Consider the following 15329-nt stretch of genomic DNA (forward strand, 5'->3'; position numbering starts at 1 on the left):
GCTTGGCCCGTGCTTCCCCTCCCCCCGCCCGATCCGTCCGTCCGCCAGCAGGCCGCCGACCGCCTGGCCGCCCTGGCCACGCCCCCCGGGGCGCTGGGGCGCCTCGGGGACCTGGCCTGCTGGTTCTCCGCCACCCAGGGCTCGGTGCCGCCGCCGCCGCTGGAGCGGGTCCGCCTGGTGATCTTCGCCGGCGACCACGGCGTCGCCCACCACGGCGTCTCCGCGTTCGGCCCCGAGATCACCGCGGCCATGGTCCGCACCTTCCTCGCCGGCAAGGCGGGGGTGAACGCCCTGGGCCGCGCCCACGGGGTCGACATCCGGGTGCTGGACGTGGCGGTCGACGACGACCTCGAGGGCGTGCCCGCCGAGGTCACCGCGCGCAAGATCCGGCGCGGCAGCGGAGCCCTCCACCTCGAGGACGCACTCTCCTCCTACGAGACCCAGCGCGCGCTCGCCCTCGGCCGCTCGGTCGCCATGGAGGAGGTGGGCGCCGGCGCGCAGCTCCTGCTCAGCGGAGACATGGGGATCGGCAACACCACCCCCGCCGCGGCCATGGTCGCCGCCGTCCTCGGCGTCCCGGCCTCCGAGGTCACCGGGCGCGGCACGGGGCTCGACGACGACGCCCTGGCCCACAAGGAGCGGGTGATCGCCCAAGCCCTGGAGCGGGCCGGCGGCCGCGTCCAGGACCCGGTGGAGATCCTCACCGCCCTGGGCAGCGCCGACCTGGCGGCCACCACGGGCTACCTCGTCACCGCCGCCGAGCTCGGGATCCCGGTCCTGCTCGACGGCCTCATGTCCGTGGCGTGTGCCCTGGTCGCGGAGGCGATGGCGCCGGGCGCGGCCACCTGGTTCCAGGCCGGCCACCGGTCGACCGAGCCCGCCCAGCAGCTCGCGCTGGCCAAGATGGGACTCGACCCCCTGCTCGACCTGGGCATGCGCCTGGGCGAGGGCAGCGGCGCGGTGACGGCGGTGCCCGTGCTGCGCAGCGCGGTGGCGCTGCTGCGCGACGTGGCGCTGCTCGCCGACCTCGCCCCCGATGCGTGACGGCTGGCTCCTCGCGGTCGGCACCCTGACCGTCCTGCCCGTCCCGCCGCCACGGACGGTGGACCGGGCGAGCGCCCGCACCGCGGTGCTCCTCGCCCCCGTCGCAGTGCTGCCGCTCGCGGGCCTCGCCCTCCTCGTGGCGTCGCTCGGGCACCTGGCCGGGACCCCCAGCACCGTGGTGGCACTGCTCGTCGTGGCCTCGCTCGCCCTCGGCACCCGGATCCTGCACTGGGACGGGCTCTCCGACACCGTCGACGGCCTCACCGCCTCCTACGAGCGCGAACGGGCGCTGGCGGTGATGAGGTCCGGCACGTCGGGTCCTGCCGGAGTCCTGGCCACGGTGCTGGTCGCGGGCGTCCAGGTCGCGGCCCTCTCCACGCTCCTGGTCCACCCGCGCGGCGCCCTGGTCGCCGCGGTCCTGGTCTGCGTCTCGCGCGGCGCGCTGGCCCTGACCTGCCTGCGCGGCGTCCCGGCCGCCCGCTCCGACGGTCTCGGGAACCCCCTGGCCGGCGTGGTCCCGGTGGCCGGGGCCCTCGTCGTGTGGGGTGGGCTGCTGGCGGCCACCACCGCCGTCGTCGCCTGGTCCGGCGTGGACTGGTGGCGGGCTCCCCTGGCCCTGGCGATCGCGGCGACGGTGGTGCTGGTGCTGGTCCGCCGGGCCACCCGACGGCTCGGCGGCGTCACCGGGGACGTCTACGGCGCCGCGGTCGAGCTCGCGTTCGCGGCGCTGCTGGTCGCGCTGGTCTAGCCGGTCCCTGCGAGCCCGCCGGCCGTCAGCAGCACCGGCACCGGCACCGGCACCGGCACCGGCTCAGAGCACCAGCACCCGTCCCGCGACCACCAGGTGCACCTGGTCGCAGACCTCCGCCACTCGCTGGTTGGCCGTGCCCAGCAGGTCGCGGAAGACCCGCCCCGAGCGGTGCTCCGGCACCACCCCGAGCCCGACCTCGTTGGTCACCACCACCACCCGGCCCGGGTGGTCCCGGATCGCGGTGAGGACCGGCTCGAGGGCCCCGGTCACCAGCGCACGCAGGACCTCGTCCGGCTCGTCCCAGGCCGCCGCGGAGTCGACGACGGCGGTGAGCCAGGTGCCCAGGCAGTCGAGGAGGACGGTCGCCGATCCGGCGGCCGCGAGCGCGGCCGGCACGTCGTGCCCCTCCACGGTGCGCCAGGTGCCGGGGCGGCGTTCGCGATGGGCCTCGATCCTGGCGCGCCAGTCCGCGTCCTCGGCGTCCGGCACCGGGCCGGGGGCGACGTAGACGACCGGCTCGTGGGGGGCCGCCAGACGCTCCGCGTGACTGGACTTGCCCGAGCGGACCCCTCCGGTGACCAGCACGGTGCGCCAGGACGGCTGCGGCTCGCTCACGCCCGCTCGGCGGAGGAAGCGGCGGAGTCGGCGGACTCCTCCCCGTGGGTGCCGGGCCGCGGCGCCCACGGCAGCTCCTTGGCCGGCCGGACCACCACGAGCCTGTCCCCGCGGGCCAGCTGGGTGACCACGGGGTCGAAGTAGCGGTAGACCTTCTCGTCGCGGACCACCGCGATGACCTGGTCGGGCAGGCGCTGGGGCTGCTGGCCGACCTCGTTGACCAGCAGGTCGCGCTCGGCCACCTCTAGGCCCTCGCCGTAGGTGAGCAGGTCCTCCATCACCGAGCCCAGCAGCGGGGACAGCGAGGAGAGGCCGAGGAGCCGTCCCACGGCCTCGGAGGAGGTGATGACCGAGTCGGCGCCCGACTGGCGCATCAGCGGCACGTTCTCCTGCTCCCGCACCGCGACCACGATGAAGGCGTCCGGGTTGAGCTGGCGCACCGTCAGGGTGGCCAGCACGTTGGAGGCGTCCAGGTCGGTGGTGATGATCACCTGGCGTGCCTCGTGCACGTCGGCCTGGCGCAGCACCTGGCGACGGGTGGCGTCGCCGGTCACCACGGCCAGCCCGTCCTCGTGGGCGTCGGCCAGCGCCAGCGGGCTCGGGTCCACGACCACCACCGACCCCTTGTCGAGGCCGTTGCTCAGCAGGGTGTGCACCGCGCTTCGGCCCTTGGTGCCGTAGCCGATGACGACGACGTGATCTCCCATGCTCTTCCTCCACCGGGCGACCCGGAACATCTCGCGGCCCTGGGAGGCGAGGACCTCCAGGGTGGTGCCGATCAGCAGCACCAGGAAGGCGATGCGTGCCGGGGTGACGACCAGGGCGTTGATCAGCCTCGCCTGGTCGGTCACGGGGCTGATGTCGCCGTACCCGGTCGTGCTCAGCGTCACCGTGGTGTAGTAGATCGCGTCGAGCAGGCCGACCTTGCCGTCGTGGGAGTCCCGGTAGCCGTCGCGGTCCAGGTAGACCAGGAGGACGGTACCGAACAGGACGGCCAGGGCGGCCAGGATCCGGCGGCCGAGCTCCCACCACGGGGAGCGCTCCGGGTCGGGCAGCGCGACCCGACTCGCTGCGGGACCCGGCTGCGCCGACGGTTGGCTCACCGAGTCAGTCTTTCACGCCCATGCGCACCCGGAGGCGCTGCACGAGCTCGTGGCGTGCCCGCGTCGTGGCGCTCTGCGGGAAGACCGTGTCGAAGGCGGCGTTGACCGCGGCGCCGATGAGGACGGCGATGGCGAGCACGTAGAGCCACAGCAGGACCGCGATCGGCGCGGCGAGCGGACCGAAGATCGACTTGGAGTCGGCGGCGGTCACGGTCAGGATCCAGCGCAGCACCCAGGAGCCGACGATCCAGCTCACCAGCGAGAACGTCGCACCCGGCAGGTTGAAGCTCCAGTTCGTCCGCACCGGCACCGACACGTGGTAGAGCGTGGCCAGGAAGCAGATGCAGACCACGATCACGGTCGGCCAGTAGAAGCCCATGAGGAACTGCAGGTCACCCGGGAGCCACTCCCTCAGCTGACCGGGGCCCAGCACGATCAGCGGGATCGTGACGGATCCGGTGAGGAGCGCGAGCAGGTAGAGACCGAACGACAGGGCGCGGGTCCGCACGATCCCGCGCTCGCCTCCCAGCCCGTGCATGATCGTGATGGTGTCCACGAAGACGTTGAGCGCGCGGGAGCCGGACCACAGGGCGAGCACGAAGCCCACCGAGACCACGTCGAAGCGCCCGGGGCGCAGCACCTGGTCGATGGTGGGCGCGATGACCCCGTCGACCGCCCGCTCGGTGAGCGCCTGCGAGGCGAGCTCGATGATGGCGCGCCGTACGTCCTCCACCTGCGCGGCCGGGTACTGGTCGGAGACGAAGCCGATCGCACCGGTCAGCGCGAAGACCAGCGGTGGCACGGAGAGGATCGCGAAGAACGCCGCCTCGGCGGCCAGTCCGGTGACCCGGTAGCGCATGCACGCGCCGAAGGTGGTCACCACCAGCCGCCACACCACGTCGCGGAGGCCGGTCCACCGGACGGCGGTCCCCGCCCCCCTGGACGGTCGAGTGGGCGGCATGGCCACACGGTATCGACCGGACGCCGTCCATCACCGGACCGACGTGGCTGCGTCTTGGTTGAAAACACCCCTACCGGGCCCCCTGCCGGTCCTACCCTGTCGGGACATCAGCCGCCGAACCAGACAGGCACCCATGGCCACGCAGGGCAGCACCATCTTCACCGTCGGCACGTTGCTCAACCGGGCCCAGGACCAGGGCACCCCGGTGCGCGTGCTGGTGGAAGGCGTCTGGCTCGAGGGCACCCCGGTCGCCTCCGACGGCCACGGCGTCATCCTGGACAACCCCGCGGACGGCCAGTACCTGGTGCGGACCAACTCGATCACGGTGGTGCTCTACCTCCGCGAGAGCGAGGACCCGGACTCGGAGCCGGCCCACACCCACGCCCGGGCAGAGCACGAGCCCGCAGCCCGGGCGGGGGCGCCGACCGCGGCCCGTCCCGGCTACGCCCCCAGCGCGCGTCGCGCGGTGGAGGCCGGAGCCGGCACCCCCGACTGACCTCAGGCCAGGTCGAGACCCGGGTAGAGCGGGTGCTTGTCCAACAGCTCCGCGCTGGCGTCACGCACGCGGCCAGCGACCCCGTCGGCCAGGGTGTAGGAGGCCTTGGACGCGCCGCCGGCCTTGGTCAGGCCGGCCTCGGTGTTGGCCAGCACCTCGACGATGAGCTCCGCGACCCGGTCGAACTCGGCGTGGCCGAATCCGCGGGTGGTCAGGGCGGGGGTGCCCAGCCGCACGCCGGAGGTGTACCAGGCGCCGTTCGGGTCCGCGGGCACCGAGTTGCGGTTGGTGACCACACCGGCGTCGAGCAGCGCCGACTCCGCCTGGCGTCCGGTCAGCCCGAAGGAGGTGACGTCGAGCAGCACCAGGTGGTTGTCGGTGCCGCCGGTGACCAGCTTGGCCCCGCGCGTCGCGAAGCCCTCGGCCAGCGACTTGGCGTTGTCGGCGACCCGCTGGGCGTAGTCCTGGAACTCGGTGGTCCGCGCCTCCGCGAGGGCGACCGCCTTGGCGGCCATCACGTGGGAGAGCGGGCCGCCCAGCACCATCGGGCAGCCGCGGTCGACGTCGGCGGCGAACTCCTCCTGGGCCAGCACCATGCCACCGCGCGGGCCGCGCAGCGACTTGTGCGTCGTGGTGGTCGTGACGTGGGCGTAGGGCACCGGGTTCTCCTCGCCGGTGAAGACCTTGCCGGCGACCAGGCCGGCGAAGTGCGCCATGTCGACCATCAGCACGGCGCCCACCTCGTCGGCGATCTCACGCATCTTGGCGAAGTTGACCCGGCGCGGGTAGGCGCTGTAGCCGGCGACCAGGATCAGCGGCTTGAACTCGCGGGCCTTGGCGGCCACCACGTCGTAGTCGAGCAGCCCGGTCTCCGGGTCGGTCCCGTACTGCTGCTGGTGGAACATCTTGCCGCTGATGTTGGGCCGGAAGCCGTGCGTGAGGTGGCCGCCGGCGTCCAGGCTCATCCCGAGCAGCCGCTGGTTGCCGAGGTCGTGGCGCAGCGACTCCCAGTCGGCCTCGGTGAGCTCGTTGACGTTCTTGGCGCCCAGGCGGGCCAGGGCGGGGGTCTCGACGCGGTTCGCCAGGATCGACCAGAAGGCCACCAGGTTGGCGTCGATGCCGGAGTGCGGCTGCACGTAGGCGTAGGGGGCGCCGAAGAGCTCGCGCGCGTGCTCGGCGGCCAGCGACTCCACGGTGTCGACGTTCTGGCAGCCGGCGTAGAACCGGTGCCCGACGGTGCCCTCGGCGTACTTGTCGCTGAGCCAGGTGCCCATGGTGAGGAGCACGGCGGGCGAGGCGTAGTTCTCGGAGGCGATGAGCTTGAGTGAACCTCGCTGGTCGGCCAGCTCCTGCCGGGTGGCGGCGGCGATCCGCGGCTCCACCGAGGCGATGACCTCGAGCGCGGAGTTGTAGGCGGTGCTGGTCAGCTCGGAGAGGGAGTCGGTCATGACCCCAGCCTAGTGAGCCCCGGGCCGCGGTTCGGCGGTGACGCCCCCGTGGGGCGCACGAGCTCGCGCTCCGGGTGTGACCTGCACCTCACCCCTCGCGGCGGCAGGCTCCGACCCGCCATCCGTATTCCATAATTTGAGACAGGCGTCCACATGTCGGACATAAGCCTTGTGGAGTCCCTGTCCGGCCAATGAGACTCCTTGACATGATCAGCCGCGCCACCCACAAGTTCCTCGTGGTCCGTCGCCACGTGGACTACGGGCGCACCCGCAGCATGATCTGTTGGCCCCGCTGACGCCCACCACCCCTCCGCGCGGCGACGATGCGCGCGGCCCTCAGCGAACAAGGACCATCACGATGACTGCCACCCCTGCTCCCGCTCGCACCGCCCGCCCGCGTCCCAAGCGCGGCGAGGGCCAGTGGGCCCTCGGCTACTCCGAGCCGCTCAACAAGAACGAGCAGGCCAAGAAGGACGACAACCCGCTCAACGTCCGGGCTCGCATCCTCAACATCTACTCCAAGCGCGGGTTTGACTCCATCGACCCCGCCGACCTCCGCGGCCGCTTCCGGTGGATGGGGCTCTACACCCAGCGGGCCCCCGGCTTCGACGGCGGCAAGACCGCCCAGCTCGAGGAGGAGGAGCTCGACGATCGCTTCTTCATGATGCGGGTCCGCACCGACGGCGCCGTCCTGGACGCCGAGGCGCTCCGCGCCCTGGGCAGCGTCTCGCAGGAGTTCGCCCGCGGCACCGCCGACATCACCGACCGCAACAACATCCAGTACCACTGGATCGAGGTCGAGAGCGTGCCGGCGATCTGGGAGCGGCTCGAAGGCGCCGGCCTGACCACCCTCGAGGCCTGCGGCGACTCGCCCCGGCCGTTCCTCGGCTCGCCTGTCGCCGGGATCGCCCGGGACGAGATCATCGACGGCACCTGGGCGCTGGAGGAGATCAAGCGCCGGGCGCTGAACAACCCGGAGTTCTCCAACCTCCCCCGCAAGTTCAAGACCGCGCTGACCGGTCACCCCAGCCACGACGTGGCGCCCGAGGTCAACGACATCTCCTTCGTCGGCTCGGTCCACCCCGAGCACGGTCCCGGCTTCGACGTCTGGGTCGGTGGCGGTCTCTCCACCAACCCGATGCTCGCCCAGAAGCTCGGCGTCTGGGTGCCGCTGGCCGAGGTCCCCGACGTGTGGGAGGCCGTCTGCGGCATCTTCCGCGACTACGGCTACCGGCGGTTGCGCTCCAAGGCGCGGCTGAAGTTCCTGGTGGCCGACTGGGGCGTGGAGCGGTTCCGCGAGGTGCTGGAGCAGGAGTACCTCGGCCGCACCCTCCTGGACCACGCCTCTCCCGTCTCCCCGCTGACCCAGGGCGACCACATCGGCGTGCACGAGCAGAAGGACGGCCGGTTCTACGTCGGTGCCGCGCCGGTGGTGGGTCGCGTCAACGGGCAGGTGCTGCTCGACCTGGCCGACCTCGTCGACAAGTACGGCGCCCGCGGCGTCCGCCTGACCGCCTACCAGAAGCTCGTGGTGCTCGGCGTCGACGGCGCCGACACCGACGCGTTCGTCGCCGACCTGCGCCGCATCGGCCTCGACGCGACCCCGTCCAACTGGCGCCGCAACACGATGGCGTGCACGGGCATCGAGTTCTGCAAGCTGGCGATCGTCGACACCAAGGACCGCGCCCGCGCACTGGTCACCGAGCTCGAGCGGCGCTTCCCCGGCCTCGACGTGCCGATCACCGTCAACGTCAACGGCTGCCCCAACGCCTGCGCGCGCACCCAGGTCGCCGACATCGGCCTCAAGGGCCAGCTGGTCCTCGACGCCGACGGCAACCAGGTCGAGGGCTTCCAGGTCCACCTGGGCGGCGCGCTGGGGCTGGGCGCCAACTTCGGTCGCAAGCTGCGCGCCCACAAGGTCACCAGCGCCGAGCTCGACGACTACATCACCCGCGTCGTCTCCGCCTTCCTGGCCGAGCGTGCCCCCGACGAGCACTTCGCCGCCTGGGTCGCCCGCGCCGACGAGGCCCACCTGCGCGGCGAGCGCGCCCTGGAGGGGGTCTGAGATGAGCGAGCGCGCGGTGCCCTACCACTGCCCCTACTGCGGGGAGCAGGACCTCTTCCCCCAAGAAGGCCACGGGGCCTGGGAGTGCCGCGCCTGCCTGCGCGCCTTCAGCGTCAAGATGCTGGGCATGATCCGGCCCGGAGGTGGTGCCCGATGAGTCTCTCCACCCAGGCGGCCCGCGAGTTCCGCGGCACCCACACCGCCGACCGCTCCCCCGAGGAGCTCCGGGAGCTGGTCTCCCACGTGGGGGCCGAGCTGGAGCTCGCCCCGGCCGAGCACATCATCGAGTGGGCCGTCGCCACCTTCGGCGACCGGTTCTGCCTCACCAGCTCGATGGGCGACGCGGTGCTGGCCCACCTGGCCAGCAAGGTGGCCCCAGGCGTCGACGTCGTCTTCCTCGACACCGGCTACCACTTCGCCGAGACGATCGGCACCCGTGACGCCGTCGAGGCGACCCTGCCGGTCAACCTGCTGACCATCACCCCGGTCAGCAGCGTCGCCGAGCAGGACGCCGAGCACGGGCCCGAGCTCTTCCGCACCGATCCCGACCTGTGCTGCGCCCTGCGCAAGGTCAGGCCGCTCGCCGACGCCCTGTCCGGCTACGACGCCTGGGCCACCGGGCTGCGTCGCGCCGAGACCCACAACCGGGTCATCGCCCCGGTCGTCGGGTGGGACGCCCGCAAGGGCAAGGTCAAGGTCTCCCCCCTGGCCCGCTGGTCCGACGAGCAGGTCGACCGCTACATCGCCGAGAACGGCGTGCTGGTCAACCCGCTGGTCTACGACGGCTACCCCAGCATCGGCTGCTGGCCCTGCACCCGTCGGGTCGCCCCCGGCGACGACCCCCGCAGCGGCCGCTGGGCCGGCACCGGCAAGACCGAGTGCGGGATCCACTCATGAAGACCTCATCCCTCGTCACCACCCTCAACAAGATCGACAACGTCGTCGATGCACACCTCACCCGAGATGGGAGGCCATGCTGATGGCTGCTCCTGCATTGGTTGCACTCGCCCACGGAAGCCGGGACCCCAGGTCCGCGGCGACGATCAAGGCCCTCGTCGACGAGGCACGCCGCATGCGTCCGGACCTCCGGATCGAGCAGGCGTTCCTCGAGCTGTCCCGGCCGTCCTTCCAGACGACCGTCGACCGGCTCGTCAAGGCCGGCCACGACGAGATCGTGGTGGTGCCGCTGCTGCTCACCGAGGCCTACCACGCCAAGGTCGACGTGCCCCAGGCCGTCGCCGAGGCGATGGCGAGCCACCCGGGGGTCAAGGTCTGCGCCACCGCGGTGCTCGGCCTCGAGCCGGCCTTCCTGGAGGTCCTCGACCTGCGGATGCGCGAGGCGCTCAAGGACGCGCGGGTGCGCGAGCTCGACGCCCTCGTGCTGGCCGCCGCCGGGTCCTCCGACGCCCTGGCCAACCAGTCCGTCGCCCGGCTGGCCCGGGTCTGGGGCAGCCGCCACAAGCTCCCGGTCACCGCCGCGTTCGCCTCGGCGGCGCCGCCGGCGACCGGCGAGGCGGTCCGCGCCTTCCGCAACCAGGGCAAGCGGCACATCGCGGTCGCCTCGCTCTTCCTCGCGCCCGGCTTCCTGCCGGACCGGGCCGCGGAGCTCGCCCTGGAGGCCGGGGCCGTCGCCGTCTCGGCGCCGTTGGGGGCCCACCCCGAGGTCGCGCGCACGATCCTGGCCCGGTACGCCGTCGGCGCCGTGGAGCTCGTCCCCGTCTGAGCGACGCCGCTGCCGGTCCGGTCGGGTGACCCGCGTCCGCGCCCGGGTCACCCGACCAGGCTGGCCAGCAGGTGCTCGAGCTGGCCGGCCGGGTCACCGGTGATCCCGCCGTGCACCGGGCCGGGCTGCAGGACCGTCGACTTCGGCGCCTTCAGGAAGCCGAAGCGCGTCCCCCGCGGCTTGGTGCCGGCCGCGCCGCCGCGGGGGTCACCGGCACAGACGCCCTCGACGAAGGCCAGAGCCGCGCAGACCTGGTCGACGTCGAGTCCCGGGTCGAGCGCCCGGAGCCGCTCCGGGCTGGCCCGCCAGGCCACCTCGAGGAACTCCGCGCCCTGGCAGTGCAGCACCACGCCCACGTTGAGGAACTCCTCCCGCTCCGGTCGCGGGACGCACCTGAGCACCACGTACTCGTAGGGGTACCGGGTCATCACGCCTCCCCGGGCAGCCAGGCACGGCTCTCGAGCCGGGCGGTGAGGAAGTCGACGTACGCCGCCCGCAGCTCGGCGGGGGCGGCCCCCGGCACCGACCTCAGCCACTCGTCGGGCACCAGCTCGACCACCTCGGCGAAGACCTCGCGCGAGAGCACGGCACGCGCCTGCTCGTCGGCGGCCGCGACCTTGGGAGCGAAGGCCTCGAGCACGTGGTCGCTGACGTCCCACGGCTGGCGGGCGAAGCGCTGGGGGTCGGTGACCCCACCGCTCCAGGCGTGGTGGAAGTAGAGCGAGGCGCCGTGGTCGATCACCCAGACGTCGCCGTGCCACACCAGCAGGTTGGGGTTGCGCCAGCTCCGGTCGACGTTGGCGGTGAAGGCGTCGAGCCACAGGATCCGGGCGGCGGTCCCGGGGTCGATGGACTGCTCGCCGTCATACCCGAAGGCACCCGGCAGGAAGTCCACCCCGAGGTTGAGCCCGACACTGGCCACGAGCAGGTCCTGGACCTCCTCGTCGGCCTCGTAGCGCGCGATCTCCGCGCCCAGGTCGAGGCCCACCAGCCGCGGGGTCCGCAGCCCGAGGCGCCCGGCGAGCTCGCTGACCAGCACCTCGGCGACGAGGACCCGGACGCCCTGGCCGGCACCGAGGAACTTGCACACGTAGATGCCGAGGTCCTCGGCCTCGACCAGCCCCGGCAGACTGCCGCCCTCCCGCAGGGGGGTGACGTACCGGGTGACCTGGACCCGGGGGATCACCTGTCCCCCATCGCCGCGAGCCGCGCCTTCTCCGCCTCGACGTCGAAGGCGGCGGGCGGCCACTCCAGCTCCAGGCCGCGCAGCGCCTCGAGCAGGAGCTGCGCCACCGCGAGGTTGCGGTACCACTTGAGGTCGGAGGCGACGACGTACCAGGGGGCGTGCTCGGTGCTCGTCCGGGTGAGGGCGGTCTGGTAGGCCTCCCGGTAGGAGTCCCACAGCACGCGCTCGTCGAGGTCGCCCGGCTCGTACTTCCAGTGCTTGGCCGGGTTGTCCAGCCGGGCCTGGAGACGTTCGCGCTGCTGGGCCCGGGAGACGTGGAGCATGCACTTGACCAGCGTCACCCCGCTCGCCACCAGCTCGGACTCGAAGTCGTTGATCGCCTGGTAGCGACGCTCGATCTCCTCCGGCGGCGCCCAGCCGTGCACCTTCACCACCAGGACGTCCTCGTAGTGGCTGCGGTCGAAGACGCCGATGTGCCCCGGGGTGGGCACCGCCCGGCGGATCCGCCAGAGGAAGTCGTGCGCGAGCTCCTCGTCGGTGGGCCGCTTGAAGCTGGTGATCTGGAGCCCCTGGGGGTCGACCAGGCCGAGCGCGCGCCGGATGACCCCGCCCTTCCCGCTGGTGTCCATCCCCTGAAGGACGAGCAGGACCCGGCGCTGGGAGCCCGTCGTCCGATTGGCCCAGAGGCGCTCCTGGAGGTCGGCGAGCTCGTCGGCCAGCCCGGCCAGCGCGGCGCCCCCGGCGCTCTTGCCGCCGTGAAAGCCCGGCGTGGCACCCGCCGAGGCCTCGTCGAGGGCGATCCGTCCCGGCACCGCCCGCAGCGGCGCGGTGTCCACGGAGTGGCCGGCGAGGTCGGGCATGGAGGAAGACTAGTCGGTCTCCCCCGCGGCCCCGAGCTCGTCGCGGACGACGGCGAACGCCAGGCCGCTGCCGTAGCCCTTGCGGGCCAGGAGCCCCACGAGCCGCCGGGTGGCGGTGTCGCGGTCGAGGCGCGCCATGCTGCGCAGCTTCTTGCGGACCAGCGCCCGCGCGGCCTGCTCCTCGTCGTCGGGGTCGATCTCGGCGATCGCCTCGCGGACCACCTCGTCCTCGATCCCCTTGCGGCGCAGCTCCTGGGCCAGGGCCCGACCGGCCAGACCCTTACCCGGCTGGCGGCTGGCGATCCAGGCCCGGGCGAAGGCCTCGTCGTCGATCAGGCCGACTTCCTCGAACCGGTCGAGCAGCCTCGTGGCGATGTCGTCCGGCACGTTCTTGGCGGCGAGCTTGTCGGCGAGCTCCTTGCGGCTGCGCGCCCGGCCGGTCAGCTGGTCGAGCAGGATCTTCCGCGCGACCGCCTCGTGGTCGGCCGGGGGTCCGGCCTGGACCGGGTCCTCAGGAAGGTCCCCGGTCCAGGCCGCGACCCCGTGGTGGACGTCGCCGCGCCACGACGGGCCGGTGGAGCCGGCCACGTCAGAAGTCACTGACCCCGATGGGCTCGTCGGAGAGGTCGTCGGCCGGCGTGTCGACCTGCGGGCCCACGCCCAGCTTCTCCAGGATCCGCTTCTCGAGCTCGTTGGCCAGGTCGGGATTGTCGCGCAGGAACGAGCGGGCGTTCTCCTTGCCCTGGCCGAGCTGGTCGCCCTCGTAGGTGTACCAGGCGCCGGCCTTGCGGACGAGTCCTGCCTCGACGCCCACGTCGATCAGACCGCCCTCGCGGCTGATGCCCTTGCCGTACATGATGTCGAACTCGGCCTGCTTGAACGGCGGCGCGACCTTGTTCTTGACGACCTTGACCCGGGTCCGGTTGCCGACCATCTCCTGGCCGTCCTTGAGCGTCTCGATACGACGCACGTCGAGACGGACCGAGGAGTAGAACTTCAGGGCCCGACCACCGGTCGTGGTCTCCGGGGACCCGAACATGACGCCGATCTTCTCGCGGAGCTGGTTGATGAAGATCGCGGTGGTGCCCGAGTTGTTGAGGGCACCGGTCATCTTGCGCAGGGCCTGGCTCATCAGTCGCGCCTGGAGACCGACGTGACTGTCCCCCATCTCACCCTCGATCTCGGCCCGGGGCACCAGGGCCGCGACGGAGTCGATGACGATGAGGTCCAGGGCGCCCGAGCGCACCAGCATGTCGGCGATCTCGAGGGCCTGCTCGCCGGAGTCGGGCTGGGAGACCAGGAGCGCGTCGGTGTCGACGCCGAGGGCCTTGGCGTAGTCCGGGTCGAGCGCGTGCTCGGCGTCGATGAACGCCACGATGCCACCGCCGGCCTGGGCGTTGGCCACGGCGTGCAGGGCGACGGTGGTCTTTCCGGAGGACTCCGGTCCGTAGATCTCCACGACCCTGCCCCGGGGCAGCCCACCGAGGCCGAGGGCCACGTCGAGGGCGATGGCGCCGGTCGGGATCACCTCCAGCGGGGCACGGGTCTCGTCGCCCAGTCGCATGACCGAGCCCTTGCCGAACGACTTCTCGATATTGGCGAGAGCAGCGTCCAGCGCCTTCTCACGGTCTCCACCAGCCATGTCATGCCCCATTCGTCTTGTCGGTTGCCAGGTACGTCTTCGACGCTAGAGCGGACCACCGACAGGACCTGATCAGCCCGGTCTTCGCTGTGGACGACTCCGCTCCGCGTCGTACCTGTGGAGACAGCGTAGCCCGAACAGGTGTTCGATCACCTCACCCGGGCCGGGCGTGTCGCGGCACCCGCAGCGCCGCGCCCACCACGACCAGCGCCAGCCCGGCGCAGCAGGCCGCCAGCACCGGGTAGCCCCAGGCCCCGACCACCAGGCCGGCGAGCGCACTGAAGCCCGCCGCGGTCAGGCTCATGGTCATGTCGGCCGCCCCCTGCACGTCGGCCCGGACCTGCAGCGGCGCGTGGTCGGCCACCAGGGTGGAGGCGGCGATCGTGACGCACGACCAGCCCAGCCCCAGCAGGAAGAGGCCGGCGAAGATCTGCCACGAGGTGCCCTCCGGCGCCAGCGCGCACAGCAGCAGCGACGCGAGCAGGACCACTCCCCCGGCTCCCATCACCTGGGCCCGCCCGCACCGGTCGGCCGCCACCCCCACCAGCGGGGAGAAGGCGAACATCCCCAGGACGTGCACGGAGATGACGAACCCGATGACCTCGAGCCCCGCCTCGCCGTGCTCCATGTGCAGCGGTGTCATCACCATCACCGCCACCATCGTGGCGTGGGCGCCGGCGAGCCCCACGACGGCCACGCCCAGCACCGGACGCTCCCGCACCGTCGCCACCACCCGTCCCCAGGAGGTCGGGGCCACCGGGCGGGCTCCCTCGCGGACGGCGCCGCTCGCGTTCGCCTCCTCGCCGGCCAGCCGCCGGGCCAGCAGCAACGGGTCGGGTCGCAGGAGGAGCAAGGAGGCGAGCGCGGCCGCCGCCATCCCCACCGCGCCGAGCACGAACGGCCCGGTGAGCCGAGGGATCTCCAGCGTCGAGGCGAGCGAGGAGGCTGGGCCGGTGAGGTTGGGTCCGACCACCGCCCCGATGGTGGTGGCCCACACCACCACGGAGAGCGCGCGGGCCCGGCTCGCCGCCGGGGCGAGATCGGTGGCGGCGTACCGCGCGGCGTTGTTGGCCGCCGTGGCGGCACCGAGCAGGACCATGCCGCCGAGCAGGACCAGCAGGCTCCCCCACACGCCCGCCAGGACCGCGAGCCCGCCCCCGCACGCCGCGACGAGGTAGCCGGTGACCAGGCCGCGGCGACGACCGGCCCGCGACATGAGTCCGGCCAGCAACCAGGCTGCGGCCGCCGATCCCAGCACCTGGAAGGTCTGGGCCAGCCCGGCCAGTGCCTCGGAGCCGGAGAGGTCGCGGGCCAGCAGCGACGCGGTGGCGATGCCGATCGTCATGCCGAGCGCCCCGACCGCCTGGACGACGACGAGGGCGAGGACCGTGCGTCGCTGCACCTTGGCCACGGCGGGGGGCGACGTCACCGGTGC

17 protein-coding genes are annotated in these 15329 nt (G+C 72.8%); 7 read left to right on the forward strand and 10 right to left on the reverse strand.

All coding sequences use genetic code 11. The features are described 5' to 3' along the window. Positions 1-9: 9 nt before the first annotated feature. Positions 10-1044 carry a nicotinate-nucleotide--dimethylbenzimidazole phosphoribosyltransferase gene (gene cobT, locus AC4BGE_RS15925; protein WP_490575900.1) on the forward strand — a complete coding sequence of 345 codons (1035 nt, stop codon included), beginning with the start codon at positions 10-12 and terminating at the stop codon, positions 1042-1044. Continuing rightward, a complete protein-coding gene (locus AC4BGE_RS15930; RefSeq protein WP_490575901.1) occupies positions 1037-1792 on the forward strand; it encodes an adenosylcobinamide-GDP ribazoletransferase in 756 nt (251 codons plus the stop codon). The genes cobT and AC4BGE_RS15930 overlap by 8 nt, the downstream gene beginning before the upstream one ends. Before the next feature lie 63 nt (positions 1793-1855). On the opposite strand, the gene AC4BGE_RS15935 is transcribed toward AC4BGE_RS15930, so the two are convergent. Genes AC4BGE_RS15935 through AC4BGE_RS15945 form a run of 3 tightly spaced genes read right to left on the reverse strand, consistent with a single transcriptional unit; the run spans position 1856 to position 4474 of the window. Next, entirely contained in the window at positions 1856-2410 is a 555-nt protein-coding gene (locus AC4BGE_RS15935) for a bifunctional adenosylcobinamide kinase/adenosylcobinamide-phosphate guanylyltransferase (protein WP_490575902.1), read from the reverse strand. Then, entirely contained in the window at positions 2407-3513 is a 1107-nt protein-coding gene (locus AC4BGE_RS15940) for a potassium channel family protein (protein ID WP_490571567.1), read from the reverse strand. Before AC4BGE_RS15940 ends, AC4BGE_RS15935 begins: the two co-directional genes overlap by 4 nt. Before the next feature lie 4 nt (positions 3514-3517). Then, positions 3518-4474 carry a YihY/virulence factor BrkB family protein gene (locus tag AC4BGE_RS15945; RefSeq protein ID WP_490575903.1) on the reverse strand — a complete coding sequence of 319 codons (957 nt, stop codon included), beginning with the start codon at positions 4472-4474 and terminating at the stop codon, positions 3518-3520. Between the two features lie 133 nt (positions 4475-4607). Between AC4BGE_RS15945 and AC4BGE_RS15950 the strand changes: the two genes are divergently transcribed. Next, on the forward strand, positions 4608-4970 hold the full coding sequence (locus tag AC4BGE_RS15950; RefSeq protein ID WP_490575904.1) for a hypothetical protein: 363 nt from the start codon (positions 4608-4610) through the stop codon (positions 4968-4970). Positions 4971-4972: 2 nt separating this feature from the next. On the opposite strand, the gene AC4BGE_RS15955 is transcribed toward AC4BGE_RS15950, so the two are convergent. Continuing rightward, positions 4973-6418 carry a glycine hydroxymethyltransferase gene (locus AC4BGE_RS15955; RefSeq protein WP_490575905.1) on the reverse strand — a complete coding sequence of 482 codons (1446 nt, stop codon included), beginning with the start codon at positions 6416-6418 and terminating at the stop codon, positions 4973-4975. A 358-nt stretch (positions 6419-6776) separates the two neighbouring features. Between AC4BGE_RS15955 and AC4BGE_RS15960 the strand changes: the two genes are divergently transcribed. From AC4BGE_RS15960 to AC4BGE_RS15975, 4 genes are all read left to right on the forward strand, one after another. After that, a complete protein-coding gene (locus AC4BGE_RS15960) occupies positions 6777-8483 on the forward strand; it encodes a nitrite/sulfite reductase (protein WP_490575906.1) in 1707 nt (568 codons plus the stop codon). A 1-nt stretch (position 8484) separates the two neighbouring features. Beyond that, a complete protein-coding gene (locus AC4BGE_RS15965) occupies positions 8485-8640 on the forward strand; it encodes a hypothetical protein (RefSeq protein ID WP_490571572.1) in 156 nt (51 codons plus the stop codon). After that, the gene (locus AC4BGE_RS15970; protein ID WP_490571573.1) at positions 8637-9380 is read left to right on the forward strand and encodes a phosphoadenylyl-sulfate reductase; all 744 of its coding nucleotides are present in this window, start codon (positions 8637-8639) and stop codon (positions 9378-9380) included. Before AC4BGE_RS15965 ends, AC4BGE_RS15970 begins: the two co-directional genes overlap by 4 nt. Positions 9381-9462: 82 nt before the next feature. Then, positions 9463-10206, forward strand: coding sequence for a sirohydrochlorin chelatase (locus tag AC4BGE_RS15975; RefSeq protein WP_490571574.1), 744 nt, complete (start codon positions 9463-9465; stop codon positions 10204-10206). 47 nt (positions 10207-10253) lie between these two features. On the opposite strand, the gene AC4BGE_RS15980 is transcribed toward AC4BGE_RS15975, so the two are convergent. The 6 genes from AC4BGE_RS15980 to AC4BGE_RS16005 form a co-directional block, all read right to left on the reverse strand. Then, positions 10254-10634, reverse strand: a complete 381-nt coding sequence (locus AC4BGE_RS15980) for a DUF3037 domain-containing protein (RefSeq protein WP_490575907.1) — start codon at positions 10632-10634, stop codon at positions 10254-10256. Next, entirely contained in the window at positions 10634-11392 is a 759-nt protein-coding gene (locus tag AC4BGE_RS15985; RefSeq protein WP_490575908.1) for a HipA family kinase, read from the reverse strand. Before AC4BGE_RS15985 ends, AC4BGE_RS15980 begins: the two co-directional genes overlap by 1 nt. Further along, positions 11389-12252: a PPK2 family polyphosphate kinase gene (locus AC4BGE_RS15990; RefSeq protein WP_490575909.1), complete on the reverse strand. Its 864-nt coding sequence runs from the start codon at positions 12250-12252 to the stop codon at positions 11389-11391. Before AC4BGE_RS15990 ends, AC4BGE_RS15985 begins: the two co-directional genes overlap by 4 nt. A 9-nt stretch (positions 12253-12261) precedes the next feature. After that, positions 12262-12840, reverse strand: coding sequence for a regulatory protein RecX (locus AC4BGE_RS15995; protein WP_490571578.1), 579 nt, complete (start codon positions 12838-12840; stop codon positions 12262-12264). A gap of 1 nt (position 12841) precedes the next feature. Further along, complete coding sequence (recA, locus tag AC4BGE_RS16000) at positions 12842-13894, reverse strand: recombinase RecA (RefSeq protein ID WP_490571579.1); 1053 nt, start codon at positions 13892-13894, stop codon at positions 12842-12844. A 154-nt stretch (positions 13895-14048) separates the two neighbouring features. Further along, positions 14049-15323: an MFS transporter gene (locus AC4BGE_RS16005; RefSeq protein ID WP_490575910.1), complete on the reverse strand. Its 1275-nt coding sequence runs from the start codon at positions 15321-15323 to the stop codon at positions 14049-14051. Between the last annotated feature and the right edge of the window lie 6 nt (positions 15324-15329).

The organism is Nocardioides sp. Z50_6 (assembly GCF_058215755.1).

Coding starts and splice junctions, on each gene's coding strand:
- AC4BGE_RS15960 (WP_490575906.1), top strand. CDS start 6,777: ATGACTGCCACCCCTGCTCCCGCTCGCACCGCCCGCCCGCGTCCCAAG.
- AC4BGE_RS15930 (WP_490575901.1), top strand. CDS start 1,037: ATGCGTGACGGCTGGCTCCTCGCGGTCGGCACCCTGACCGTCCTGCCC.
- AC4BGE_RS15950 (WP_490575904.1), top strand. CDS start 4,608: ATGGCCACGCAGGGCAGCACCATCTTCACCGTCGGCACGTTGCTCAAC.
- AC4BGE_RS15970 (WP_490571573.1), top strand. CDS start 8,637: ATGAGTCTCTCCACCCAGGCGGCCCGCGAGTTCCGCGGCACCCACACC.
- AC4BGE_RS15965 (WP_490571572.1), top strand. CDS start 8,485: ATGAGCGAGCGCGCGGTGCCCTACCACTGCCCCTACTGCGGGGAGCAG.
- recA (WP_490571579.1), bottom strand. CDS start 13,894: ATGGCTGGTGGAGACCGTGAGAAGGCGCTGGACGCTGCTCTCGCCAAT.
- AC4BGE_RS15975 (WP_490571574.1), top strand. CDS start 9,463: ATGGCTGCTCCTGCATTGGTTGCACTCGCCCACGGAAGCCGGGACCCC.
- AC4BGE_RS15990 (WP_490575909.1), bottom strand. CDS start 12,252: ATGCCCGACCTCGCCGGCCACTCCGTGGACACCGCGCCGCTGCGGGCG.
- AC4BGE_RS15945 (WP_490575903.1), bottom strand. CDS start 4,474: ATGCCGCCCACTCGACCGTCCAGGGGGGCGGGGACCGCCGTCCGGTGG.
- AC4BGE_RS15980 (WP_490575907.1), bottom strand. CDS start 10,634: ATGACCCGGTACCCCTACGAGTACGTGGTGCTCAGGTGCGTCCCGCGA.
- AC4BGE_RS15955 (WP_490575905.1), bottom strand. CDS start 6,418: ATGACCGACTCCCTCTCCGAGCTGACCAGCACCGCCTACAACTCCGCG.